This is a genomic window from Nonomuraea roseola (genome assembly GCF_039535395.1).
GTDB classification, from domain to species: Bacteria; Actinomycetota; Actinomycetes; order Streptosporangiales; family Streptosporangiaceae; genus Nonomuraea; species Nonomuraea roseola.
In genome coordinates, this window is sequence record NZ_BAAAXC010000012.1 from 301,791 (window position 1) to 325,570 (window position 23,780).

Annotated in this window: 21 protein-coding genes and 1 tRNA gene; 17 read left to right on the forward strand and 5 right to left on the reverse strand. The window is 69.6% G+C overall.

The features are described 5' to 3' along the window. Positions 1–2: 2 nt before the first annotated feature. From ABFX55_RS13470 to ABFX55_RS13480, 3 genes are read left to right on the forward strand one after another with little or no spacing between them, the layout of a single operon-like run. Complete coding sequence (locus tag ABFX55_RS13470) at positions 3–266, forward strand: hypothetical protein (RefSeq protein WP_346120916.1); 264 nt, start codon at positions 3–5, stop codon at positions 264–266. Further along, complete coding sequence (locus tag ABFX55_RS13475) at positions 263–970, forward strand: ABC transporter ATP-binding protein (RefSeq protein ID WP_346120917.1); 708 nt, start codon at positions 263–265, stop codon at positions 968–970. The genes ABFX55_RS13470 and ABFX55_RS13475 overlap by 4 nt, the downstream gene beginning before the upstream one ends. Then, the gene (locus ABFX55_RS13480; protein ID WP_346120919.1) at positions 967–3,276 is read left to right on the forward strand and encodes an ABC transporter permease; all 2,310 of its coding nucleotides are present in this window, start codon (positions 967–969) and stop codon (positions 3,274–3,276) included. Before ABFX55_RS13475 ends, ABFX55_RS13480 begins: the two co-directional genes overlap by 4 nt. 65 nt (positions 3,277–3,341) lie before the next feature. Here ABFX55_RS13480 and ABFX55_RS13485 read toward each other — a convergent pair whose 3' ends face one another. Next, complete coding sequence (locus ABFX55_RS13485) at positions 3,342–4,832, reverse strand: MFS transporter (RefSeq protein WP_346120921.1); 1,491 nt, start codon at positions 4,830–4,832, stop codon at positions 3,342–3,344. Between the two features lie 107 nt (positions 4,833–4,939). On the opposite strand from ABFX55_RS13485, the gene ABFX55_RS13490 reads away from it, so the two are divergent. Further along, positions 4,940–5,629: a TetR/AcrR family transcriptional regulator gene (locus ABFX55_RS13490; protein ID WP_346120923.1), complete on the forward strand. Its 690-nt coding sequence runs from the start codon at positions 4,940–4,942 to the stop codon at positions 5,627–5,629. A 178-nt stretch (positions 5,630–5,807) separates the two neighbouring features. Here ABFX55_RS13490 and ABFX55_RS13495 read toward each other — a convergent pair whose 3' ends face one another. Further along, a complete protein-coding gene (locus ABFX55_RS13495; RefSeq protein ID WP_346120925.1) occupies positions 5,808–6,728 on the reverse strand; it encodes an SDR family NAD(P)-dependent oxidoreductase in 921 nt (306 codons plus the stop codon). A 36-nt stretch (positions 6,729–6,764) separates the two neighbouring features. Between ABFX55_RS13495 and ABFX55_RS13500 the strand changes: the two genes are divergently transcribed. From ABFX55_RS13500 to ABFX55_RS13520, 5 genes are all read left to right on the forward strand, one after another. Further along, positions 6,765–7,334 carry a TetR family transcriptional regulator gene (locus ABFX55_RS13500; protein WP_346120927.1) on the forward strand — a complete coding sequence of 190 codons (570 nt, stop codon included), beginning with the start codon at positions 6,765–6,767 and terminating at the stop codon, positions 7,332–7,334. Positions 7,335–8,209: 875 nt separating this feature from the next. Continuing rightward, positions 8,210–10,096, forward strand: a complete 1,887-nt coding sequence (locus ABFX55_RS13505; RefSeq protein ID WP_346120929.1) for a S8 family peptidase — start codon at positions 8,210–8,212, stop codon at positions 10,094–10,096. 202 nt (positions 10,097–10,298) lie between these two features. Next, on the forward strand, positions 10,299–10,670 hold the full coding sequence (locus ABFX55_RS13510) for a DUF2784 domain-containing protein (RefSeq protein ID WP_346120931.1): 372 nt from the start codon (positions 10,299–10,301) through the stop codon (positions 10,668–10,670). A 35-nt stretch (positions 10,671–10,705) separates the two neighbouring features. Continuing rightward, the gene (gene pyk, locus ABFX55_RS13515) at positions 10,706–12,136 is read left to right on the forward strand and encodes a pyruvate kinase (protein WP_346120933.1); all 1,431 of its coding nucleotides are present in this window, start codon (positions 10,706–10,708) and stop codon (positions 12,134–12,136) included. 271 nt (positions 12,137–12,407) lie between these two features. After that, positions 12,408–12,953, forward strand: coding sequence for a hypothetical protein (locus ABFX55_RS13520; RefSeq protein WP_346120934.1), 546 nt, complete (start codon positions 12,408–12,410; stop codon positions 12,951–12,953). Positions 12,954–13,056: 103 nt separating this feature from the next. On the opposite strand, the gene dapD is transcribed toward ABFX55_RS13520, so the two are convergent. Both dapD and ABFX55_RS13530 read right to left on the reverse strand, forming a co-directional pair. Continuing rightward, positions 13,057–14,019 (reverse strand): 2,3,4,5-tetrahydropyridine-2,6-dicarboxylate N-succinyltransferase, encoded by a 963-nt coding sequence (gene dapD, locus ABFX55_RS13525; protein WP_346120936.1) that lies wholly within the window; start codon positions 14,017–14,019, stop codon positions 13,057–13,059. 20 nt (positions 14,020–14,039) lie between these two features. Next, positions 14,040–14,459, reverse strand: coding sequence for a pyridoxamine 5'-phosphate oxidase family protein (locus ABFX55_RS13530; RefSeq protein WP_346120937.1), 420 nt, complete (start codon positions 14,457–14,459; stop codon positions 14,040–14,042). A gap of 157 nt (positions 14,460–14,616) precedes the next feature. Here ABFX55_RS13530 and ABFX55_RS13535 point away from each other — a divergent pair, with 157 nt between their 5' ends. Together ABFX55_RS13535 and ABFX55_RS13540 are read left to right on the forward strand one after the other, a co-directional pair. Further along, positions 14,617–16,677 carry an alpha/beta hydrolase-fold protein gene (locus ABFX55_RS13535; RefSeq protein ID WP_346120939.1) on the forward strand — a complete coding sequence of 687 codons (2,061 nt, stop codon included), beginning with the start codon at positions 14,617–14,619 and terminating at the stop codon, positions 16,675–16,677. A gap of 46 nt (positions 16,678–16,723) precedes the next feature. Beyond that, complete coding sequence (locus ABFX55_RS13540) at positions 16,724–17,611, forward strand: siderophore-interacting protein (protein WP_346120941.1); 888 nt, start codon at positions 16,724–16,726, stop codon at positions 17,609–17,611. Positions 17,612–17,681: 70 nt separating this feature from the next. Here the strand turns inward: ABFX55_RS13540 and ABFX55_RS13545 are convergent. Next, a tRNA-Leu gene (locus ABFX55_RS13545) sits at positions 17,682–17,758 on the reverse strand. Positions 17,759–17,866: 108 nt separating this feature from the next. Here ABFX55_RS13545 and ABFX55_RS13550 point away from each other — a divergent pair. The 6 genes from ABFX55_RS13550 to ABFX55_RS13575 all read left to right on the forward strand — a co-directional run bounded on the left by ABFX55_RS13550 (position 17,867) and on the right by ABFX55_RS13575 (position 23,724). After that, a complete protein-coding gene (locus ABFX55_RS13550; protein ID WP_312895948.1) occupies positions 17,867–18,451 on the forward strand; it encodes an ANTAR domain-containing response regulator in 585 nt (194 codons plus the stop codon). Between the two features lie 368 nt (positions 18,452–18,819). After that, positions 18,820–19,965, forward strand: coding sequence for a branched-chain amino acid ABC transporter substrate-binding protein (locus ABFX55_RS13555; protein ID WP_428834765.1), 1,146 nt, complete (start codon positions 18,820–18,822; stop codon positions 19,963–19,965). Positions 19,966–20,101: 136 nt separating this feature from the next. Further along, entirely contained in the window at positions 20,102–21,070 is a 969-nt protein-coding gene (locus ABFX55_RS13560) for a branched-chain amino acid ABC transporter permease (protein ID WP_346120945.1), read from the forward strand. After that, complete coding sequence (locus tag ABFX55_RS13565; RefSeq protein WP_346120947.1) at positions 21,067–22,218, forward strand: branched-chain amino acid ABC transporter permease; 1,152 nt, start codon at positions 21,067–21,069, stop codon at positions 22,216–22,218. Before ABFX55_RS13560 ends, ABFX55_RS13565 begins: the two co-directional genes overlap by 4 nt. Beyond that, positions 22,215–23,000, forward strand: coding sequence for an ABC transporter ATP-binding protein (locus tag ABFX55_RS13570; protein ID WP_346120949.1), 786 nt, complete (start codon positions 22,215–22,217; stop codon positions 22,998–23,000). The genes ABFX55_RS13565 and ABFX55_RS13570 overlap by 4 nt, the downstream gene beginning before the upstream one ends. Next, a complete protein-coding gene (locus ABFX55_RS13575; RefSeq protein WP_183659192.1) occupies positions 22,990–23,724 on the forward strand; it encodes an ABC transporter ATP-binding protein in 735 nt (244 codons plus the stop codon). Before ABFX55_RS13570 ends, ABFX55_RS13575 begins: the two co-directional genes overlap by 11 nt. Positions 23,725–23,780 lie beyond the last annotated feature (56 nt).

Genomic DNA, 23,780 nt, shown 5'->3' on the forward strand with positions numbered 1-23,780 from the left:
ATGTGGAGCTGTTGCCGCAGCAGTTCAGGCTGGCGCTGCTCCCCGCGAGAACCCCGCATCTCGCCCCACCGACCCCTGGGAACTCTGTGCAGAGCGCCACCCGCTTCGATCCGGAACGGACCGCCGTCCAGCACGAGGAACTGTTCGCCGACGTCGCCCCCACCAAGCAGGCGCGTCAGCGACAGCAGCACCCCCACCTGCGAAGATCCACCCCCGCCTTCGCCGAACCACCGGCTTCCACAGAGAAAGTGACCCGCTCCGCATGACGACTCACAACAGCACTGGACAGGCCGTCGTACGACTGGACGATGTGCGCAAGGAATACGGCGACGCGGCAGCGCTGGACAGCGTGTCGCTGGAGATCCGCGCCGGTGAGGCGGTCGCGGTGATGGGGCCCTCTGGCTGCGGCAAATCCACGCTGCTCAACATGGTCGCAGGCCTGGACCGCCCCACCTCGGGCGTGATCACGGTCCACGGACAGGACCTCGGCGCGCTGAACGAGACCGGGCTCGCGCTGTTCCGGCGGCGGCACATCGGCATGATCTTCCAGTTCTTCAACCTCATCGACGACCTGCCCGCCCTGGACAACGTCGCCCTGGCAGCGCAGCTGACCGGCACCCCGGCCCGGCAGGCGCGCAGACGTGCACTGGAACTCCTCGGCGAGCTCGGCGTGGCCGACCGCGGCAACAGCTATCCGGCGACGCTGAGCGGCGGGGAGCGGCAGCGGGTCGCTGTGGCCCGCGCCCTGATGAACCACCCAGCCCTGCTGCTGGCCGACGAACCGACCGGCGCCTTGGACAGCCGCTCAGGCGAGCAGGTGACGGACCTGCTGATCGACCTCAACCGGATCGGCCACACCCTGCTGATCGTCACCCACGACCCGCACCTGGCCAACCGCTGCGCCACCCGGCTGGTCGAGTTCGCCGACGGCCGGGTGGCCCGCCAGAGCCTGCTGGAGCGTGCCGTATGAGCGCGGTGTGGCGGGCCGCCGGCGCGGCGGTGAAGCGCCGCAGGCTCCAGACGATCGTCATCGGGCTGGTCGTGCTGTGCTCGACCACCACGGCCATGCTCGCGCTGGGACTGCTGGACGTTACGTCCGGCCCCTTCGACGATGCCTTCGACAAGCAGAACGGCGCTCACGTGGTCGCGGCCTTCGACGCCGCGAAGGTCTCGCGTGCGCACCTGGAGCAGACCGCGCGGCAGCCGGGCGTCGAAGCCGTGGCGGGCCCTTTCGGCCAGGCGGTCGTCGTCGCCCCGAAGGGCTCGCGCGCCGTCGTCGCGGGCCCGCTCACCGTGGTGGGCAGGACCGATCCGGGGGGACCGGTGGACCGCGTCGAACTCCGCCAGGGACGCTGGCCGGCCGCCCCCGGCGAGATCGTCATCAACCAGCGCTTCAACGTTCCGCTCAAGCCCGGCGCCCTCGGCTCGAAGCTCAAGATCGCGGGCGGCTCGTCGCTGACTGTCGTCGGTTTCGCCACCAGCATGAGCCAGTCCGCCGGCGCCTGGGTCACCCCCGCGCAGATGGCCCTGCTCAAGCCCGCCGCCAGCCAGATGCTCTACCGCTTCACCGCCGCCTCCTCCGACGACCAGATCCGCGCGAGCCTCGCCGCCGTCACCGCGGAACTGCCCGAGGGCGCGCTGAACACCTCACGGTCCTACCTCGCCGTCAAGGCGGCATTCGCCAGCCTCAGCAACGACTACCTGCCCTTCATGACGGTCTTCGGCATCCTCGGGCTGGTGGTCGCCGTCCTGATCGTCGGCAATGTGATCAGTGGGGCGGTCGTCTCGGGGTTCCGGCACATCGGCATGCTCAAGGCCCTGGGCTTCACGCCGAACCAGGTGGTCGCGGTCTACCTCGCCATGGTCTGCCTCCCCGCCCTCGTGGGCTGCGCCCTGGGCATCGTGCTCGGCAGCCTGCTGACGCAACCAGTCCTCAAGACCGCCTTCGACGGGGTCGAGACCGGCAGCGCCACCATCGCCGTCGGGACCTGGGTACCGGTCGTCTGCCTGATCGGCATGCCCGCCCTCGTGGCCCTCGCCGCCCTGATCCCGGCCCTGCGCGTGCACCGGCTGTCCGCCGCCCGCGCGATCAGCGCGGGCAGCGCGCCGGGCACCGGGCGCGGGCTGCGTATGCAGCGCCTGCTCGGCGCGACTCGGCTGCCGCGCTTCATCAGCCTGGGCCTGGGGCAGCCGTTCGCCCGCCCTGCACGCACCATCATGACCGTGGGTGCCATCGTCCTCGGTGTGACCACGGTGACCCTCTCCACCGGTCTGACCAGCACGATCGTCGCCTTCAGCGAGGCAGGGCGCGGCGACGGGATCACCGAGTTCTACGTGCGCGCAGGCAGACCCGGCCTCGGTCCCACCCGCCGGCTGAGCGACGCGGAGACCGAAGCGCTGCTTCGCTCCCTTCCCGGGACGCTCCACGTGACCTCCGGGGTGTTCGTGGGGGTGGACCTCGCCGGATATCAGCAGCCCCTCGACGCCCAGTTCCTGCGTGGAGACACCCCCAGCATGGCCTCCCAGATCGTCAAGGGGCGCTGGCTGGAGGGGCCGGGCGAGGTCGTCGTCCCGCCGTCCTTCCTGACTCAGCGCGAGCTGAAGGTCGGCGACCAGATCACCCTCAAACTGAAGGACGAACAGGTGCGCGCGACCATCGTCGGCGAGGTCATGGAAGGCGGGCCCCGATTCATCTGGTCCTCCTGGCAGACACTCGCCGCACTCGCCCCCCAGATCAAGGCCGACCTCTATCAGGTCCGGCTCAAGCCTGGCACCGACGTCCAGGCCTACGCCCACGCGGTCAAGGCCGCCGACCCTGGCCTGCGCGCGGAGATCGACGCCGACAAGGGAGAATCCATCGACACCGGCACCGTCGTCGGTTTCGCGTCGGTATTCACCGTGCTGCTGTCCGTCGTCGCGGCGCTCGGCGTCTTCAACACCGTCCTGCTGAACACCAGGGAGCGTCGCCGCGATCTGGGCATGCTCAAGTCGCTCGGCATGACACCGTGGCAGGTCACGGTGATGATGACGACGTCCATGGCGTCACTGGGCGTCGCCGCAGGGCTGGTCGGTATCCCCATCGGGATGATCGGGCACCGCACACTCGTGGACAACGTCGGATACGTCGTGTTTCCGGAGGCGGTGAAGGACGTCTGGCACGCGCCGCAATTGGCCCTGCTGGCCTTGGCGGGCGTCACGATCGCCGTCCTCGGCGCGCTGCTCCCCGCGCGGTCGGCGGCGCGCCTGACGATCGCCGAGGTTCTGCACAGCGAGTAGACACCCGTCAGCCTGGCCGCTACCCGTGCCCCCGATCTCGTCGAGACTTCGAAGGGGCGGGAAGCTCAGTCGTCCCGCGAGTCGGAGGGCAGGCGGGCTGCGGCCTCCTTCTGGGCAGCGGGCGCGTTCCGCTTGCCGATGAGGACGAGCGCCGCCGCCGCGGTGACGGCGGCCAGCGCCGCCGAGGTGAACAGCACAGCTGACGCCGCCGACGCGACCGCCTCCCTCCCGCCGCCCGCCCCGAGCCTCGCGGTGTACAGGATGCCGAGCGCCGCCGTTCCCACCCCTGCGCCGATGGACGCGAGGCCGCTGACCGTTCCTGCGACCATGCCCGCCCGCGCCCGGTCGGTGACGTTCATCGCGACGGCCATCACCGGCGCCCCCGCGATGCCGCCCCCGGTACCCCAGAACAGCAGGGGAATCACCAGTGCCAACGGCTGGGCCGACGCCGCGAACGCCAGCCCCAGCCAGGCCGCGCCGATCACCTTGCACGCGTACCCCGCCGCGATCACCCGTCCCGCGGCAAAGCGCCCGAGGAGCCTGCCGCCGAGCAGGCCGGCGCCCATCTGGGCGATGAAGACCGGCGCCAGCAGCAACCCGCTCTGGGTGGGGGAGAGCTGGAGCGCGTGCTGGAAGTGCTGCACGAGGTAGACCGAACCGCCGACAGTGAGCACTCTGGACATGAAGACCGCGAACGCCGCGCCGGCGAAGGCGGGCTTGAGGAAGAGGCCGGGATCCATCGTCGGCGCCGCCGCCCTGCGCTCGACGAGGACGAATCCGACCAGCAACGCCGCGGACGCGCCGAGCTGAACGAGCGTCGCCGCGGCTCCCCAGCCCTGTTGCTCGCCCCGCAGGAGGGCGAAGTTGCCGATCGCCAGGGCCGCGATCAGCAGGCCCGCGCCGAGCCAGTCGACGGAACCGCGCCCGGCTCCGTCGCCCGAGCCGCCGGACCTCATGGCGACGCCATCGCCGTACGAACCTTCCCGTGCCGCGGGGGACGGGGGCAGGACGGCGACGCCCGCCGCCAGCGCGGCCACGCCGAGGGGGACATTGATCAGGAAGATCGCCCGCCACCCCATGAGGTCCACGAGCACGCCACCGAGCAGCGGAGCGGCCAGGCTCGCCGCGGTCGCCATCGTGCCCCACGCGCTGATCGCCGTGTTGCGCCGCTGTCCTTCGTAGGCGTCGGAGAGGATGGGTAGCGCGTTCGACATCAGGACCGCCCCGCCGATCCCCTGGAACACGCGGGCGACGTCGAGTGCGAGGACGTCGGAGGCGAGCCCGCAGGCCAGCGAGGCGCCCGTGAACAGGCCGAGGCCCGCCAGGTACACGCGTTTCCTGCCGAGCCGGTCGGACAGCGTCCCCGCCACCTGGGTGACCGCGCCCATCGTGATCGTGTAGGCGACGATCACCCATTGGATGTCGGCCATGGTCCCGTCCAGGTCGGCCTGGATCTCGGACAGGCCGATGGTGACGATCGTCATGTCGATCACCACCAGCGCCGTACCGGCGACGACCAGGGCGAGTACGGCACGAGCCGCGGATTGCCGAGTCAAGTGGATCTCCCAAGTGAGGTAAGGCTTACCTGGGCAAGGCTGATGGCTGGCGTGCTTAAAGTCAACAGTGTGTGTAGTTCAAGCGTGAGGCCCTACGCTTGGTCGCGATGCCCGAGAACCAGAGCAGGAGCACGCGCCGCAGGCCCGCCACCAGGAAGGGGCGGCCCACCCTGACCAGGGAGCTGATCGCCGAAAGGGCGCTGGAACTGGCCGGGCGCGAAGGCTTTCCCTCGGTGACCATGCGCAGGCTGGCCGAGGAGCTCGGCGTTACCGTGCGGGCGCTGTACAACTACGTCGACGACCGCCAGGAGGTGGTCGAGCTGGCCACGCAGGCGCTGATGGCGCAGTGGCACCTCCCCGAGCTGAGCGCCGAGCGGTGGGAGGAGAGCCTGCGCGCGTACTGCGGGCAGATGCGCGAGCTGTACCGTCGCCATCCACGGGCGCTGCTCGTGGGGCTAGACGAGAGCATCCGTCCCATGGCGGTCCCCGAGAACAGGCTGCGCAACACCGACGCGCTCCTCGGCCTGCTCCGCGGGGTAGGGCTCACGCCGCTCGACGCTTTCCTGGTGCACACCGAGCTGGCGCTGAAGCTGTTCGCGTTCAGCTTGCTGATCGACCACGTCGCCGACGCCGACCGGGTGGCGCCCGTCCCCCAGGAGTGGCTGGACGCCCAGCCGGAGATCCACGTCCCCCACCTGGTGGAGGTGATGGAGGCCGACCGCCCGACGCCCGACGAGCTGTTCGACCACATCGTCGGCACGCTCGTGCTGAGCGTAAGAGCCCGTCTGCCGCGCTGACCGATCTCCTCCGCGTCGGCGGCTACGTTCAGGTGTGCAGGCATCCCCGCGCCAGGCTTCGCGGCCTTCTTTCACCGCGATGGCACGCCGTGGGAGAAGATCACCCGGCCGAGCCGGGCGCGGGCACCGGGAAAGCCGACGGGTACCGGAACGCGGTGCCCGTCGGCCCGCAGATCCTTCAGCCGTCACCCCGAAGGCCTGTGGTCTGCAGCGTGCCCGCGCTCAACCTGACGCACAGATCCCACACAGCGGCCTGGTTGGCCGGATCCAGTGCGCTGGCCGGCCACGGCTTCCGGCGGCACTTGTCGTCGAAGTAGGCCCCGGTCACGCCCTCCGGCTCGGGGCTCGACGCGGCGTAGACGCTGGATCGGGCCGATCTGGTCAGATCCGAGAGGAAGAGCGGGGCGACGACCTTCAGGACAAGCGGCGCGATCGGCCGGTAGAGGATCGGGAATGCCCGGATGGGCGTGGACCTGTTCATCGGCGTGTAGCCGTGGCCCGGATAGACCACGTTCGCCGTCACACCGGAGCCGCGGAGCTTCTCGGCCAGGCGGAGCGTCATCGCCATCGTCATCGTCTTGGTGTGGTTGTAATGGGTGAACGTCCACCCGATGAATCGACGCTCGCCGAGGAGATTGTCGTGCTCGATCGGGCCACCAGGGATGCCGCCGGTGAGATTGACGACCCGGGCGGCAGGGGCGCGCTCCAGCAGCGGTAGCAGCAGATGGGTAAGTGTGAACGGGGCAAGGACGTGCGCCGCGAACATCTTCTCCACGCCGTCGGTGGTGAGCGCGCGGTCGGGCAGGTTCATGCCGACGTTGTTGACCAGCACGTCCAGCGTGTCGTAGCGCCCGGCCACCTCGGACGCCAGGCGCTGCAGCCCGTCGAGCCCGGTGACGTCGGCGGCGAGGGCGTCCACCCGGTCATGTCCCGCGCTGCCTCTGATGTCGTGCGCGGCCTGTCGGGCCTGCTGGTGGTCGAGCCCCACGACGATGACCGAGGCTCCCCGCTTCGCCAGCCCGCGGGCGGTCTCCATGCCGATCCCTCCGGTGCTGCCGGTGACGAGAGCGACCTTGCCGTTCATGTCATTCGATGCCATAAGCAGCACTATATGCTAACCAGTACACTGGGGCGCATGGCAGGGCTGAGAGAACGCACCCGGCGGGCCGTACAGGCCGAACTCACCGCGGTGGCACTGGACTTGTTCACCGAGCGTGGCTTCGACGAGGTGACGGTCGACGACATCGCCCGCGTCGCCGGGGTGTCGAAACGCAGCTTCTTCCGCTACTTCCCGGCGAAGGAGGATGCCGTGTTCGGCGGGGTCCAGCTCATGGGCGACGACATCGCCGAGCAGCTCACCGGCCGTCCGCCAGGCGAGCGCCCCTGGGAGTCCCTCCACGCGGTCCTGCGCGAGTGGGTCGCGCGCATCGACACCGAGAGCCAGGCCATCCGCCTGATCGAGAGCACGCCCGCGCTGCGTGCCCGGTTCCACCAGAAGCGCGAGGCGGTGCGCGGGCGGATCGCCCAGGCGCTGGCGGCCCGTACCGGCCTGGACGCTTTCACCGTCGACCTCCTGACCGCAGCCGCCGCGGCGGCCATCGACTGCGCCTCACGCGAGTCTCTGCGCACGAGCGCCGCAGAGGACCGCATGAAGCTCGTCGACTCCGCATTCGAGAAGCTCCGCCCAGCCTGCGCCGAGTCGTGACCGCGTAGGTCGCGCACCGATCCGGCCCCCTGCGCCCCCGACAGTGTCTGCGCCATTCTCGCCAGCACCTGACCGCACTTTCGTCCTCCTCGGGCGCGGAACCCATGGGTCAGTGTCGGCGGGCCGCAGGATCACGACCATGGCGCCGGGGCCGCGGGAGACGCGGACGTAACGGGCATGCCGGATCGGCGTGGCTGAGGAGCCGGCGGGCAGTCGTCGGCGCTGACGATGATCGTGGCGAGCCGCCAAGCAGCCGGACCGGAAGAATCACCGTCCGCCCTGGCCGGTGGAGCATCGTCGGCATCGGCGGAGGACCACGGCTCCGACGCGGCGGCGGATTCTCCTGACCTCGCGAGTCGAGCGGCGGCAGCGGCAGCGGCGAGGCCGTGACGGGCGGCAGGGCGGGGCGGCGGGCGGGCAAGGAGCCCGAAGGAGGTGCGGATTTAAGAAATCAAGATCAACAGCTTGAAGGTTGAAGATGCATCCCGGGCATGACTCCCCCGAGGAGGCACACCCATGGCAGGACGTCCCAGGCCCGGCTCACGCGCGCAGCGCCAGGAAATGCCGGTGACCGGCCGCGGCCATGCGGAATCGTCACGGAGACCCGCACCCGCCGGCGGATGCGGCCGCGACAGGCATGGCGCCATGCGCACGGCTTGAAGGAGAGGTCGTCTCTCCTCCAAATTTCGGCGGCCCGCCCCGCCGGGATGGGGATCGCTTGACCTGGGATGCCCGTGAGCGGCGGGGATGGGGCAGTGGGGTCTTCGTGGGTCAATATCGTGAAAAATCAATTAAACGGGTGAATAAGTTGCAAGTGGGGAACGAGGCGTAGAGGATGCTCCCCTCGCGTGCTCGAGTGATATCTGGGGGTTTGGATGCGGCGGCTCATCTACGGTCTGACGGCTGCGGCACTGGTGGTGCCGCTGGTCGTCGGGGCCTCCGTCGTGACGGCCCCCTCCGCGGCTCCCGCCGCGGAGCTCATGGTCTTCTACGCCGACGGCGGCCAGCGCGCCGCCATAGCGGCGATCGAGGCGGGCGGTGGGCGGGCGGTCTCGGCTGAGCCCAAGCTCGGCTACGTACTCGCCAAGGGGGCGGGTCCGGCCTTCGTCGACGCGCTGGGCAGGAGCGAGGCCGTCGTCGGCATCTCGACCGACCGCGCCATCGGCTTCGCCTCCGCCGCCCTCGGCACCCGAGGCGGGATCCCCTCCGCAGGGCCGGTCGGTGGCGCCGCCACCGGCTCGCTCCGACTCGAGGGCCGTACGGCCTCGGCGGGCTCGGCCGGGCTCGCGGAGCGCGGCGCCTCCGGAGGTCAGGCCGAGAAGGGCGCCCGTGGCGCCTCCAGCAGCCCGACGGCGAACGCGGACACCCGACAGGCACCCGCCGGAGGGAAGGTCGGGCAGGCTCGTCAGCTGGTTCAGGCCGGGGGTGGCGCGCAGCTCGCCGGAGTCGTCGCGGACGGGCAGTTGCCCGACGGGTCGGCCGTGCGGGGGAGCGCGGCCGAGCCGCTGGCCGCGCGGCAGTGGGACATGCGGCTGATCGGCGCCGACCGTGCCAACCGCATCGCACCCGGCACGAAGAAGGTGCTGGTCGGGATCATCGACACCGGCGTGGACGGCAAGCACCCCGACATCGCGCCCAACTTCAACCGCGAGCTCAGCCGCAACTTCGTCACCGACCGTCCGAACGACCCCAAGGGGCAGCCGTTCGACGGCCCCTGCGAGTACAAGGGCTGCAAGGACCCCGTGGACGTCGACGACGACGGTCACGGCACCCACGTCGCCAGCACCATCGGCTCTCCCGTCAACGGCAAGGGCATCGCGGGCGTCGCGCCGAACGTCCAGCTGGTCAACCTCAGAGCCGGCCACGACTCGGGCTTCTTCTTCCTCAAGCCCAGCCTCGACGCCCTCACCTACGCCGCCGACAACGGCGTCGACGTGGTGAACATGAGCTTCTACATCGATCCCTGGGCGTTCAACTGCACGAGCAACACGGCCGACAGCAAGCGGGAGCAGCTGGAGCAGCGCGGCGTCATCACCGGCATGCAGCGCGCCCTCGACTACGCCCGCAGCAAGGGCGTCACCCTCATCTCCGCGCTCGGCAACGGCTCCATCGACCTCGGCAACCCGCGCACCGACACCCAGAGCCCCAACTACCCGAAGGAATCCAGCAGGACCCGGAAGATCGACAACTCCTGCCTCAACGTGCCCGCCGAGTCGAAGGGCGTCATCTCGGTCTCCGCCCTCGGCCCCTCGGGGCGCAAGGCCGTCTACTCCGACTACGGCATCGAGCAGACCGACCTGGCCGCGCCGGGCGGTGACGCGCTGGACGGCACGTCCGCCTCGCCCCTCAGGTCCATCCTGGCCGCCGCGCCCGAGGCCGCGATGCTCAGGGACGGCAAGATCGACCAGAACGGCGTCCCGAAGACCGCGTCGGTCGTGCGGGACTGCCACGGCAGCGAGTGCGCCTACTACCAGTACCTCGACGGCACCTCGATGGCCGCCCCGCACGCCACGGGGGTCGCGGCGATCCTCATCTCCCGGTTCGGCCGGCCAGGAGAGGGTGGGGTGGCCATGGACCCGGCGGAGGCGGAGCGCCTGCTCTACGCCAGCGCCACGCCGAAGGCCTGCCCGACTCCGCGGGCGTACGTGTACGACTACTTCGGGCAGAAGGAGACGCACACCTGCGAAGGTGACGAGGACAAGAACGGGTTCTACGGCAGGGGCGTGGTCGACGCCTACCGAGCCGCGACGATTGCCCCGTGAGGTGGGCTCCCGGTAGGACGGGTTCCCGGTAAGACGCGGGCTCCCGGGGAGGCGGGCTTCCGGTCAGACGGGCTTCCGGTGAGGCGGGCGGCGTGACGGCGGCCCGCCGTCGCGCCCGAGGAGCGTCGACCGGGCGGACGCCGGGTGACCACCTTGGAGCTGTCGGGGGCCTGCCGTACAGCTGAGTGGTTAGCTTGGAGACATGATGTACCGGCTGATCGCGGACGCCGCGATGGTCGTGCACTTCCTGTTCCTCGCCTACCTGACGCTGGGCGGGTTCCTCGCCCTGCGCTGGCCGCGCGCCATCGGGGCGCACCTGGCGGTGGCCGCCTGGGGCGTGACGTCGATCGTCACGGGCGTAGAATGCCCGCTGACCCTCGTTGAGGACTGGGGACGCCGCCAGGCGGGCCTGGCCGGGCTGACGCCCTCCGGTTTCATCGACCACTACATCGAGGGCGTCATCTATCCGGAAGAACACACCAATCTGGTACGGCTCGGCGTGGCTTCACTTGTGGTCGGCTCCTGGTTCGGGTACCTGTGGAGACGTCGTCACCGGGATTTCTCCCGGGCGTGACTGCCAAGTGGTCTGTACCAATTAAGGTAGGACTCGTGACTCGTCGCGCGAAAATCGTCTGTACTCTCGGTCCTGCCACATCCTCCGCCGACCGGCTCCGCGAGCTGATCGTCGCCGGCATGGACGTAGCCCGCTTCAACCTCAGCCACGGCACTCACGAGCTGCACAAAGAGGTTCTCGGCCGGGTACGGGAGGTGGCTGCCGACCTCGGCAGGGGCGTAGGCGTGCTCGCCGACCTGCAGGGTCCGAAGATCCGCGTCGGCACCTTCGAGGAGGGCCCGGTCCGCCTCGGCTTCGGCGACGTCTTCACCGTCACCACCGAGGACGTCCCCGGCGACCGCGAGCAGGTCTCCACGACGTACAAGGGCCTGCCCGGCGACGTCAAGCCCGGCGACACCATCCTGGTCGACGACGGCCGCGTGGTCCTCGAGGTCACCCGCGTCGACGGCCAGCGCGTCGCCACCCGCGTCGTCATCGGCGGCATGATCTCCGACAACAAGGGCCTCAACCTGCCCGGCGTCAACGTCAGCGCCCCCGCCCTGACCGACAAGGACGAGACCGACCTGCGCTGGGCGCTGCGCGCGGGCTTCGACATGATCGCCCTGTCGTTCGTGCGCCGTCCCTCCGACGCCGACGTGGTCCGCAACATCATGGAGCAGGAGGCCGTACGGCTCCCGCTGCTCGCCAAGATCGAGAAGCCCCAGGCCGTGGAGCGGCTGCCCGAGATCGTCGAGGCGTTCGACGGCATCATGGTCGCCCGCGGTGACCTCGGCGTCGAGCTGCCCCTGGAGGACGTGCCGATCGTCCAGCGGCGCATCATCGAGCTGTGCCGCGAGAAGGCGCGCCCCGTCATCGTCGCCACCCAGATGCTCGACTCCATGATGAACGCCCCGCGCCCCACCCGCGCCGAGGCCTCCGACGTCGCCTTCGCCGTCATGGACGGCGCCGACGCGGTCATGCTGTCCGGCGAGACGTCGGTCGGCAACTTCCCCATCGAGTCCGTCGCCACGATGGACCGCATCGCCTGCGCCGCCGAGAAGGCCTCCCTGCGCGCCACCCACAGCCTCGAGCGCCTGCCGGAGACCACCGGCGGCGCCATCGCGCGCGCGGCGGCCGAGGTCGGCGCGATCGTGGGCGCCAAGGCGCTGGTCGCCTTCACGATGTCGGGCGAGACCGCGCGCCGGCTGGCCCGTTACCGCTCGCCGATCCCGCTGCTGGCGTTCACCTCCGCGCCGCACGTGCGGGGCCAGCTGTCGCTGACCTGGGGTGTGGAGACCTTCCAGGTCCCCTTCGTCCACCACACCGACGACATGGTGCGGCAGGTGGAGGCGTCCCTGCTGTCGCTGGGACGTCTGGAGAAGGGCGACAAGGTCGTCATCGTGGCAGGCTCCCCTCCCGGAACGCCCGGCTCGACCAACGCCCTGCGCGTCCACACGATCGGATCAGCGGTCTCCCACGCCAGCTAGCCTCAAGGCATGGCCCTCGCCTACGGCTCGGTCTGTGTCGTTTCAGGGGCAGGCCCCTGAAACCCCGGCGAGGGGCCTGCCGGCCCCTCGCGCTCCCCGGCCGGTCAGTCAATCTGGTGGCTTGGCGGCTCTTGGAGTGGATCCCTCGTAGACGTTCTTGGGGCGTGCCGACGTTCGTGTGAGGCGGATGCCGGAAGGGGCCTTGGAGCTCAGGCCGTTCTGGCCTGTATACGCCGCGACGACGTGGGCGCGATACGGCTGCGAAGTCGTTGTGCTGGTCCTCGCGCCGTCCGACAAGATCGCGCAGTGGGCGGCCGAACCGATCGACCTGGGGCCGGGTTCGCGGATGACCCCGCTGGCGGTGGGGCCAGAGCTGATGCCCGTGATCACCAAAGCGGCTGATGCGATAGCCATGCCCGAACTGGCGGTCCTGTCTGCCCTGGCTCATGGGGCGGGGCCGAGCGGGCGTGACGTCTTGGTGGCGCTGTTCGCGTCGCTGTGCAAGCTCGATGATCACAGAGCTCGCATATTTTCTGACTATGTGCAAGCGGCACTGCCGGAGGCCGCCCGCAAGCATCTGGAGGAACTGGTGGTCGTGGGAACCTACGAGTACCGGACCGACTTCGCTCGCATGCATCAGGCCGAGGGACGAAAGGTCGGCGAGGCGCGCGCCGTCCTGAAGATTCTTTCCCGGCGTGAGATCACTGTCTCGCAGGAGGCTCGGGAGCGGATTCTCGCCTGCCGCGACCCCGAGCTGGCCGATGTGTGGTTCGACAGGGCCTTCGAGGTCACCACCGTCGAGGAGCTGTTCGACTGACCCGTCGACCGGCCCTGACCGGTCGACGCCGTTCTGCGAGAACCCTACGAGACCCGGCCGGCTGGACGCGCCGACCGGCACGGCCGGTCGGCGCGGCAGTGTGTCAGTTGGCGTGCAGGTCCGCGTTCAGTTCGATGCCCGTTCCCGTGCGCGGCACCGCCTCCACCGCTCCCGTCTGCGAGTTGCGGCGCAGCAGCAGCCCGTTGGAGCCGGACAGCTCCTTCCCCTTCACCACGCGTCCGTCGGGGAGCGCCACCTTGGTCCCCGCCGTCACGTACAGGCCCGCCTCGACCACGCAGTCGTCGCCGAGGGAGATGCCGACCCCCGCGTTCGCGCCCAGCAGGCAGCGCTCGCCGATCGAGATGACCTCCTTGCCGCCGCCCGACAGGGTGCCCATGATCGAGGCGCCGCCGCCGACGTCAGAGCCGTCGCCCACGACGACGCCGGCCGAGATGCGGCCCTCCACCATGGAGGCGCCGAGGGTCCCGGCGTTGAAGTTGACGAAGCCCTCGTGCATGACGGTGGTGCCGCCGGCCAGGTAGGCGCCGAGCCTTACCCTGTCGGCGTCGGCGACGCGCACGCCTGAGGGCACCACGTAGTCGACCATGCGGGGGAACTTGTCCACGCCGTAGACGGTGACGGGGCCCCTGGCGCGCAGCCGTACCCTCGTCTGCTCGAAGCCCTCCACCGCGCAGGGGCCGTGGTTGGTCCAGACGACGTTGGCGAGCTTGCCGAACAGGCCGTCGAGGCTCAGGCCATGGGGCCTGACCAGGCGGGCCGAGAGCAGGTGCAGGCGCAGGTAGGCGTCGTGGGCGTCGGAGGGCGCCTCCGACAGCTTGGCGATGCCGGTGTGGACGGCGACGACCTCGACCCCCCTGGCCTCGTCCCTGCCGATCAGCGCGGCCAGGTCACCGGCCTCCTCGGCGGACAGGCGACGCGTGCCCACGGAGGGTGGGTCGCCGAGTTCGGGGGAGGGGAACCAGGTGTCGAGGACCGTGCCGTCGGCGGCGATGGTGGCGAGGCCGACGCCGTGGGCGCCGGTGCTGGTGGGATCGATAGCAGTCACACGCCAAAAATACCGGAGGCTCAGAAGGCGCCCAGATCGGAGGACAGCCAGTGCGCGGGACGCATGTGGAAGGTCACGAGCGCGTCCAGGTCCGAGCGGGCCAGGTAGTCAGCGGCGGACTCCTCCGACAGGTACCTGGAGGCGATCCTGATCAGTTCGTCCTCGGTGGTGGGGTTGGAGGAGCTGAGAGGGCCCTCGACCGAGACGTAGCGGTAGGTGGGGTGGGTGCGCTCGACGAGCATCGAGAAGCGGCCCGCCTTCGCGACGGCCCTGGCCTTGCGCGAGTCGCCGCCGGTCAGGAACGACACCTCGCCACCCGGCGAGTAGTCGTACCAGACGGGCACGACCAGCGGCCCCCTGCCCGCCTCCTCCTGGACGGCCAGCGCGCCGATGTGCCCCTCGGCCAGGAACGCCTCACGCTCGGCGGTCGACAGCGCCATCCCACACCCTCCAAAGATCTCGTTCGCAGGGACATCCCCGTGCCGGTCGCTCCCAATCTCCCGAAAGGGTCTCGACTAGGGCAGGGGCCATCCCGCACCATGAAACTCATCCGAAACACCCGTTATATACGGTAAACGTTTACAGAGGAGTGTCTCGATGGTCCGATGGGGCTGGATCGGGGCGCTCGCCGCCCTCGTCATCGCCGCGACCACAGCCCTGCCAGGGCTGGCCGTCCAGGACAGGGCGCGACCGGGCACGATCACCGCGGCCACCGCGCCCTCGCCGGCGCTCGGCGAGCCCGTCGCCTACAACCTGTACCTGCCGGGAGGCTACGCCGAAGGCAAGGGCCGCTACCCCGTGCTCTACCTCCTGCACGGCCGCGGCGACACCAAGGAGGCCTGGACAAGGGTCAAGAGCTCACTGGACGACCTGATCGCGGCCAGGCGGATCCCGCCGCTCATCGCGGTCATGCCGGACGCCCCATGGAGTGAAAGGGGCAACTGGTACGTCGACTCCCGCCACACCGGCGGCAAGCCCGTCGAGACCGCCTTCACCCGCGACCTGGTCCAGCACGTCGACGCCACCTACCGCACCGCTCCGCTGCGCAACGCCCGCCTGGTCGGCGGCTACTCCATGGGCGGAGCGGGCGCGCTGCGCTACGCCCTCGCCCACCAGGACCTGTTCGCCGGGGCCATCGTGCTCAGCCCCGCCGTCTACACGCCGCTGCCGCCCGCCGACTCCTCCACCCGTGAGTACGGCGCCTTCGGCGACGGCGACGCGGCCTTCTCCGAGAAGGTCTACACCGAGCTGAACTATCCCGCCCTGCTCGGCAAGGTGGATCCCGACCTGCCGACCAGGCTGTTCATCGCCGTCGGCGACGACGAGTACGCCAACCCCGACCCCGAGGAGGCCCGCCACGACCTCGACTTCGAGTCCGCCGCGCTCTACAACGCCGTGCGGCGCGTGCCGGGGCTCTCGGCCGAGCTGCGCGTCATGGACGGCGGCCACGACTGGAGCGTGTGGGCCCCCGCGTTCGAGCAGGCCATGACCGATCTGGGCGCCGGGCTCAGCGTGGTGCCGCCGACGCCGCTGCCAGGCCCGCCGTACGGCGGGGCCGGCGCGGACTGGGCGGGCGGCGTGGCCGTGCACGCCGACGGCTCGACCACCGTCGGCTACGCCGAGAGCGGCCAGGCCAGGCTCGACGCGGTGGTGAAGGGCGCGGGCTGGACGGCCCGCCTGTCCACCCCCGCGGACGAGCGCCTGTACGGCCTGGCCGCGCTGCCCGACGGCGGCGTCCTGGCCGCCGGATACACCAAGGGCGACCTCGACGGCCGTCACGCGGGCAACGCCACCGACGACGCCTTCGTGGCCAGGCTCGACACGAGCGGCAAGGTCACCTGGATCACCCAGTTCGGCGTCGCGGGCGCGGCCGACCGCCTGTACGGCCTGGCCGCCGCCCCCGACGGCGGCGCGTACGTCACGGGCTACACCAAGGGCGACCTCGCGGGGCCTAACCGCGGCGACAAGGACGCCGTCCTGGCGCGCCTGGCCCCCGACGGACGGCTCGCCTGGACCCGCCAGCTCGGAGGGAGCGGCGAGGACAAGGCGTACGGCGTGGCGGCGGGCCCCTCGGGCGTCCATGCCGTCGGCAGCACCACCGCGGGCTTCGACGGTGCGGCCCCGCTCGGCGGACTGGACGGCTGGGCGGCCGGCTACACCCCCGACGGCACGCTCCAGTGGACGTCGGCGGTCGGCGGCCCTGGCGAGGACAGGCTCAACGGCGTCGCCGTCACCACGGCCGGCCTCGCGGTCGTCACCGGCGTGAGCGAGGGCGACCTGCTGGCACAGGCCTACACCGCCACGGGCAGGCGCAGCTGGAGCGCCACGGTCGCCACCCCCGCCACGGACGAGGGCGCGGCCGTCGCGCCGCTGGCGGGCGGAGAGGTGGAGATCGTCGGCTACACCAGGGGCCGCGTGGGCGTGGTCGCGGGCGGCGCCGACATCCTGACCGTACGGCTGGACGGCAGGGGCAGGCAGCGGGCCGCCGCCCAGCTCGGCAGCGCGCGAGACGACGGCGTCGACCCGTTCGCCGAGCCGAACCTCTACGCCGCGCCGGCTCCGTCGGGCAAGGTCGCGATCTCCGGCCTGACCTACGGGGGAGGCGGCGACGGCGACGTCTTCCAGGTCACCGTGGACCCCGCCACCGGGCTACCGTGATCCGCGAGCTCCATGTAGGTTAGCCTAACCTAATAAGGGAGCGGTAATGATCGAGCCATTTCGTGTGTTCGACGTCCATGTGAGCGACGTCTCCCGGTTGAGCGATTCCTTCTTGCGCGTGACCTTCACGGGCGACGACCTGGATCTCTTCGCCGACAACGGCTTCGATCAGCGGATCAAACTGATCCTGCCGCTCCCGGGGCACGGCGTCTCCGGCATGCCGAGGGGCGTCGACTGGTTCACCCGCTGGCGGGCGCTGCCCGACAGGGAGCGCAACCCCCTGCGCACCTACACCGTGCGCGCGGTGCGGCCCGAGCTGCGCGAGGTCGACGTGGACATCGTGCTGCACGGAGACGGAGGACCCGCCGCGCGCTGGGCCAACAGCGCGCGGCCCGGCGACCGGATCGCGCTGTTCGGCCCTGACGCCGGGTACGGCGAGCGGCACGGAGGGCTGGAGTTCAGGCCGCCGGCCGACGCGCGCAGATTCCTCCTGGCGGGCGACGAGACCGCGGTGCCGGCCATCACCGCCATCCTGGAGCGCCTGCCGGACGGCTGCGAGGGCGAGGCGCTGATGGAGGTGCCCTCTCAGGGCGACGTGCTGCCGTGCGCGACCAGGAGCGGCGTCACCGTCACCTGGCTCCCCCGGGGTGGAGGCGGGGTCGGCAGCAGGCTGGTGCCCGAGGTGAAGGCCGCCGCTGACCGGCTCCTGCCCCCGCCGGCCCCCGCGGAGGCGCTCGAGGACGTCGACGTGGACGTCGACCTGCTGTGGGAGGTGCCGGAGGAGGCGGAGTCCGTGGCGCCGCTGTACGCGTGGCTGGCAGGGGAGGCGGCGGTGATCAGGACCCTGCGCAGGCACCTGGTGGCCGAGCGCGGCATGGACCGCCGCGCGGTGGCCTTCATGGGCTACTGGCGCATGGGCCGCGCCGAGGACTGACCTCCGTCGCCCTGCCCGGAAAGACGCAGCCGTCATGTCACGCAGCCCGGCGCGGGCGAACAGGCGGTGGTGGTGCCCCGAGTGGGATTCGAACCCACACTGAATGGATTTTGAGTCCATCGACTCTGCCGATTGGTCTATCGGGGCGGATCTTCGGACATGTCCGGATCCGGGCTGAAGTCTACAAGCCGCACAGGACCAGCCCGGGGACGCCAGCGTGGATCTAATCTAGCGGACGTCGGTAGGCTTCTGCTCGTGAGTACGCAGCGGCGAGTGGTGATCGCGGAAGATGAGGCACTGATCCGCCTCGACCTCAAGGAGATGCTCCAGGAGGACGGCTACGTCGTCGTGGGGGAGGCCGGTGACGGCGAGCACGCGATCAAGCTGGCCACCGAGCTCCGTCCGGACCTGGTCATCCTTGATGTGAAGATGCCCATTCTCGACGGCATCTCGGCGGCGGAGCGGATCGTGGCCGACAGGATCGCCCCGTGCCTCATCCTCACCGCCTTCTCCCAGCGCGATCTGGTCGAGCGGGCGCGTGACGCCGGCGCCATGGCCTACCTGGTGAAGCCGTTCACCAAGGCCGACCTGGTGCCCGCGATCGAGATGGCCGTCAGCAGGCACGAGGAGATGGTCGCGCTCGCGGCCGAGGTGTCGTCGCTGTCGGGCAGGCTCGAGACGAGGAAGCTGGTCGAGCGGGCGAAGGGGCTGCTGATGGCCCAGCACGGCTGGAGCGAGCCGCAGGCCTTCCGCTGGATCCAGAAGGCGTCGATGGACAGGCGGCTGAGCATGCGGGAGGTCGCGCAGATCGTCGTGGACGACGCGGCGAAGCACGCCTGATCTTTCGGGACACGCGACCGCAGGGGGCATTTCCGCGTTTCACTCCGTCGGGGGGTCCGTTGTGCGGAAGCGTCCAGGGTTCGTTTCGTACTGTGGAACGTTCCTTTGTCGTTTTTTGACCCTTCAATCCTCTGCGGTAGCCGTAAAGGATCGGTGTAATAACGAAGCGATAACGACGCTGTCCGCTGTACCAACCCGTGACATCTCCTGGCTGTACTAACCGTCACAACCCCTGGGTCGTCCCCGCACGGGTATGACTCTGTGAATCCGGTCCTGACAAAGGATCAGGCGAAAGGAAGGCAGCCTTGCGGCCAAAGATTGCTCGCTTCGGCGGCGCGCTTGCCGTTGGTATGGCTCTCACGCTCGGCATGGCCGCCTGCAGCGGCGGTGGGTCTGAGACCCCCGGCGGGGGCGCGACCACCGGTGGAGGGGAAGCGGCGCCCACCACTGTCAAAATTGGCTTCATGGGCGACCTGACTGGTTCGAACGCCGGCATTGTCATCCCGCCCAGGAACGGCGCGAAGCTGGCCATTGACCAGTACAACGCGACCAACCCCAAGGTCAAGATCGAGATGGTGGAGTACGACAGCCAGGCTGACGCCACCAAGGCCGTCGGTCTGGCCCAGCAGGCCATCAAGACCGACAAGATCGTCGCGTTGATCGGTCCCGCGTTCTCCGGTGAGTCCGCTCAGGTCGCCCCGGTGCTCGAAGAGGCCAAGATTCCCAGCGTCTCGGCATCGGCGACCAACGCCGCGCTCGCCCAGAACGGCTGGAAGTACTGGCACCGCGTCCTGCCGAACGACGCCGTGCAGGGTCCCGGCATCGCCGACTTCATCGCCGGTGCGGCCGCGGCCAAGAACGTCTTCGTCATCGACGACAAGTCCGAGTACGGCAAGCCGCTGGCCGACGCTGTCCGCGCGCAGCTGAAGGCCAAGGGCGCGACCGTCACCGACGACTCGCTCGACCCGGCGGAGAGCGACTTCTCCTCGGTGGTCAACAAGGTGGCGGCCGGCAAGCCCGACGCCATCTTCTTCGGCGGCTACTACGCGGCGGCCGGCCCGCTGCTCAAGCAGCTGAGGGACAAGGGCGTGAAGGACGCCAAGTTCTTCAGCGGAGACGGCACGCTGGACAAGGGCCTCGTCGAGGGCGCCGGTGCGGCCAACGCCGAGGGCGCGCTGGTCGGCTGCCCCTGCTACGTCGCCACGCCTGACGTGACCGACGAGAAGGTCAAGAAGTTCGCCACCGACTACAAGGCCGCCTTCAGCGCCGACCCGGCGATCTACGCCACCGAGGGCTTCGACGCCGCGACGGTCTTCATCGAGGCGATCAAGGCCGGCAAGGTCACCGCCGAGGACATCAACACCTTCATCTCGACGGTCGACTTCGCGGGCGTCTCCAAGCAGGTGAAGTTCGAGGCCAACGGCGAGGTCGTGGCCAAGGACATTTACATGTACCAGATCAAGGGCGGAAACATCACCCTGCTCGGGAAGGCCTCCGAGGCCAAGCTCGGGTAAAGGTCTCCCGGCCTGTCTCAGGTGATCGGGTAGTTGACGCGCGGGGAGCGGGATCGCCGCTAGCGGTCTCGCTCCCTTCGCGCATCCACTGCCAGGCAGTGCAGGAGAACCCTCGCCTAGAAGTGGTAATCGTCACGTGTTCAATGACTTCGTTTCTCAGTTCTGGCCGCAGACGATCGACGGCCTAGCTTTTGGATCCATTTATGCGCTGATCGCCCTCGGCTACACGATGGTCTACGGCGTACTGCGTCTGATCAACTTCGCCCATTCCGAAGTGTTCATGATCGGCACGTTCGGCGCGATGGTCGTGCCGTTCGTGTTCGGCATCAACACTCCGCTGACGGGCATCGCCCTCGTCGGGCTCATTCTCGCCATGATCGCTGCTGGGGCGCTCGCCTCGGCGGGCACGGCCGTGGCGCTCGAACGGATCGCCTACCGGCCGCTGCGCCAGCGAGGCGCATCCCGCCTGGCCGCGCTCATCTCGGCCATCGGCGCCTCGATCTTCCTGCAGGAGCTGTTCGCGCTCCTGGTCATCCCCGCGGTCTTCGACCGGCCCGAGCGCGGCCGCATCCAGATGGGCCTGCCGCGCATCGCGGAGCGGTCGGAGCTGTTCTCCATCTTCGGCCACCCCGTGATGACCCACCAGGTCTTCGTGGTGGTCGCGGCGATCGGCATGATGATCCTGCTGGAGCGGCTGGTCAACAGGACCAAGATCGGCCGTGGCATCAGGGCGACCGCGCAGAACCCCGAAGCAGCCGTTCTCATGGGTGTCGACATCAACAGGATCGTCCAGATGACGTTCCTGATCGGCGGCGCGATGGCCGGGGTGGCCGGCGCGCTGTATCTGCTCGCCTATGAGAACACCAACTACTACATCGGTTTCCTGTTCGGCATCAAAGCGTTCACGGCCGCGGTTCTGGGCGGTATCGGAAACCTTCGCGGAGCCCTGGTCGGTGGAATCGCGCTGGGCCTCGCGGAGAACTACGGCGCCATCATCTTCGGCTCCGACTGGAAGCACGTGATTTCCTTCACGGTCCTCGTCTTGGTCCTGATGTTCCGGCCCACCGGTCTTCTCGGTGAATCACTTCAGCAGGCGCGCGCATGAACCAGATGAATGCACTGTCCCGTTTCCGTTCGAGTTGGAGCAGCTTCAGCGACGGGGTGCGCGACAGATGGGCCGCGGCGCCGGGCTGGCAGCGCTGGGCGGTCTACATCCTGCTCATCATCGGCGCCCTGCTGCTGCCCTCCGAGTCGCTGGCGCCGATCATGTCGCCGTACTCCGACTGGGCGAGCGTGCTGTTCTTCCCGATCGGCACCTTCGTGGTGCTGGCGATCGGCCTGAACGTGGTGGTCGGCCAGGCCGGCCTGCTCGACCTCGGCTTCGTCGCGTTCTACGCCGTCGGCGGCTACGCGATGGGCCTGCTGGGTACCAGGCTCGGATGGAACTTCTGGGAGATCCTGGTCGTCGGCATCCTGATCTGCGCCCTGTCGGGCGTGGTCCTGGGCGCGCCGACGCTGCGACTGCGCGGCGACTACCTGGCGATCGTCACGCTCGGCTTCGGTGAGATCATCCGCATCACCGCCCGCAACACCGACGAGATCGGTGGCCCGAACGGCATCCGCGGCATCCCGCACCCGCCGAGCATCGAGGGCTTCGAGCTGTTCGGCATCCAGGTCTTCAAGTACGGCGTGCTGGACCCGAGGCCCTACTACTACATGCTGGTCGCGCTCGCGGTCATCGTGATCATCCTGGTCAAGCGCTGGGAGAAGAGCCGCGTCGGCCGGGCATGGGCCGCCATCCGCGAGGACGAGGACGCCGCCGAGGTCATGGGCGTGCCGACGTTCAGGTTCAAGATGCTCGCCTTCGCCATCGGCGCCTCCATCGGCGGCGCGATGGGCGTGGTCTGGGCGGCGAAGGTCATCTCGATCAACCCGAACGACTTCCTGTTCCTGCTGTCGGCGACGATCCTGGCCGCGGTGGTCATGGGCGGCGCTGGCAACCTGCCGGGTGTCATGCTGGGCGCCTTCATCGTCGCGTGGCTGCCTGAGCGCTTCCGTGGCCTGCAGGAGTACCGCATGCTGATCTTCGGTGCGGTCCTGGTCGCCCTGATGATCTTCAAGCCCGAGGGGCTGTTGCCTTCCAGACAGCGAAAGGCTGAACTGAAGGGGGGCACGGGAGGCATGGGCAGTCTGGGAGCCGATGTCCCGGGCCCGGAGACGAAGGCCGACGTGGTCGAGGGGGCTGACAAATGACCGACGAGAAGAAGGCCCTGCTCGAGCTCCGCACGCTGACCATGCGCTTCGGTGGCGTGAAGGCGCTGCGCGGGGTCGACCTGACGGTGAACGAGGGCGAGATCTTCGCGCTCATCGGCCCGAACGGCGCGGGCAAGACCACGGTGTTCAACGTGGTCACCGGCGTCTACCAGCCCACCGAGGGCGAGGTGCGCTTCCAGAACGAGCGGATCAGCGGCGTCAAGCGCTTCAAGATCACCAAGAAGGGCATCGCCCGCACCTTCCAGAACATCCGGCTGTTCCACAACATGTCGGCGCTGGAGAACGTGATGGTCGGCGCCGACGTGCACCACAGGGCCGGCATGGTGAGCGTCGCGCTCGGCCTGCCCTGGCACCGCAAGGCCGAGCGCGAGGGCAAGGCTCTGGCGCTCGAGCTGCTGGAGTTCTGTGGGATCTCGCACAGGGCCGGCGACTACGCCAAGAACCTGCCGTACGGTGACCAGCGTCGTCTGGAGATCGCCAGGGCCCTGGCGACCAACCCCAAGCTGCTGCTGCTCGACGAGCCCGCCGCGGGCATGAACCCGGCGGAGAAGGAAGCGCTGCAGCAGCTCATCAGGAAGATCAGAGAGGCGGGACGCACGATCCTGCTGATCGAGCACGACATGAGCCTCGTCATGGGCATCAGCGACCGCATCGCCGTCCTCGACTTCGGTGAGAAGATCGCGGACGGGCTGCCCGACGTGGTGCGGAACGACCCTCGGGTCATCGAGGCGTACTTGGGGGCACCCGCAGATGCTTCTTGAGGTCAAGGACATCCACGTCCACTACGGCAAGATCGAGGCCATCAAGGGCATCTCGGTCGAGGTCAACGAGGGTGAGATCGTCACGCTGATCGGCGCCAACGGCGCGGGCAAGACGACGACGCTGAAGACCATCTCGGGACTGCGCCCGCTGACGTCGGGATCGGTGATCTTCGACGGCCAGGACATCAGCAAGATGCCCGGGCACAAGCGCGTCGAGGCGGGGCTCGGCCAGGCCCCCGAAGGCCGTGGCATCTTCCCCGGCATGACGGTGCACGACAACCTGCTGATGGGCGCCTACGCGCGCAGCGGCGACGTCAGCGCCGAGCTGACCCAGGCCTACGAGCTGTTCCCGCGGCTCGCCGAGCGCCGCACCCAGTTCGCCGGCACCATGTCGGGCGGCGAGCAGCAGATGCTGGCCATCGGCAGGGCGCTGATGGCCAAGCCCAAGGTGCTGCTGCTCGACGAGCCGTCAATGGGTCTGGCTCCGCTGCTGGTCAAGCAGATCTTCGAGATCATCGAGGAGATCAACCGCAGGGGCACGACGGTCCTGCTGGTGGAGCAGAACGCCCAGCAGGCGCTGCAGCTGGCGCACCGGGCGTACGTGCTGGAGACCGGCTCTATCGTCAAGAGCGCCGACGCCAGCGCGCTGCTCGACGACCCGGCGGTGCGCGCCGCCTATCTGGGCGGCGACCTGGGCGAGCCCAGCCCGAACGGCCAGCACTAGGAACGCGGGGAGCGGGCGGGGCGCCTTCACGGGCCCCGCCCCTCTCGTTTCCTGCC

What these genes read in the sequence shown, in the direction of transcription:
- ABFX55_RS13475 (WP_346120917.1), top strand. Translation starts at nt 263, where the DNA reads ATGACGACTCACAACAGCACTGGACAGGCCGTCGTACGACTGGACGAT.
- ABFX55_RS13480 (WP_346120919.1), top strand. Translation starts at nt 967, where the DNA reads ATGAGCGCGGTGTGGCGGGCCGCCGGCGCGGCGGTGAAGCGCCGCAGG.
- ABFX55_RS13490 (WP_346120923.1), top strand. Translation starts at nt 4,940, where the DNA reads ATGCCCGAGAACCAGAGCAGGAGCACGCGCCGCAGGCCCGCCACCAGG.
- ABFX55_RS13495 (WP_346120925.1), bottom strand. Translation starts at nt 6,728, where the DNA reads ATGGCATCGAATGACATGAACGGCAAGGTCGCTCTCGTCACCGGCAGC.
- ABFX55_RS13500 (WP_346120927.1), top strand. Translation starts at nt 6,765, where the DNA reads ATGGCAGGGCTGAGAGAACGCACCCGGCGGGCCGTACAGGCCGAACTC.
- ABFX55_RS13505 (WP_346120929.1), top strand. Translation starts at nt 8,210, where the DNA reads ATGCGGCGGCTCATCTACGGTCTGACGGCTGCGGCACTGGTGGTGCCG.
- ABFX55_RS13510 (WP_346120931.1), top strand. Translation starts at nt 10,299, where the DNA reads ATGATGTACCGGCTGATCGCGGACGCCGCGATGGTCGTGCACTTCCTG.
- ABFX55_RS13530 (WP_346120937.1), bottom strand. Translation starts at nt 14,459, where the DNA reads ATGGCGCTGTCGACCGCCGAGCGTGAGGCGTTCCTGGCCGAGGGGCAC.
- ABFX55_RS13535 (WP_346120939.1), top strand. Translation starts at nt 14,617, where the DNA reads ATGGTCCGATGGGGCTGGATCGGGGCGCTCGCCGCCCTCGTCATCGCC.
- ABFX55_RS13540 (WP_346120941.1), top strand. Translation starts at nt 16,724, where the DNA reads ATGATCGAGCCATTTCGTGTGTTCGACGTCCATGTGAGCGACGTCTCC.
- ABFX55_RS13555 (WP_428834765.1), top strand. Translation starts at nt 18,820, where the DNA reads ATGGCCGCCTGCAGCGGCGGTGGGTCTGAGACCCCCGGCGGGGGCGCG.
- ABFX55_RS13565 (WP_346120947.1), top strand. Translation starts at nt 21,067, where the DNA reads ATGAACCAGATGAATGCACTGTCCCGTTTCCGTTCGAGTTGGAGCAGC.
- ABFX55_RS13570 (WP_346120949.1), top strand. Translation starts at nt 22,215, where the DNA reads ATGACCGACGAGAAGAAGGCCCTGCTCGAGCTCCGCACGCTGACCATG.
- ABFX55_RS13575 (WP_183659192.1), top strand. Translation starts at nt 22,990, where the DNA reads ATGCTTCTTGAGGTCAAGGACATCCACGTCCACTACGGCAAGATCGAG.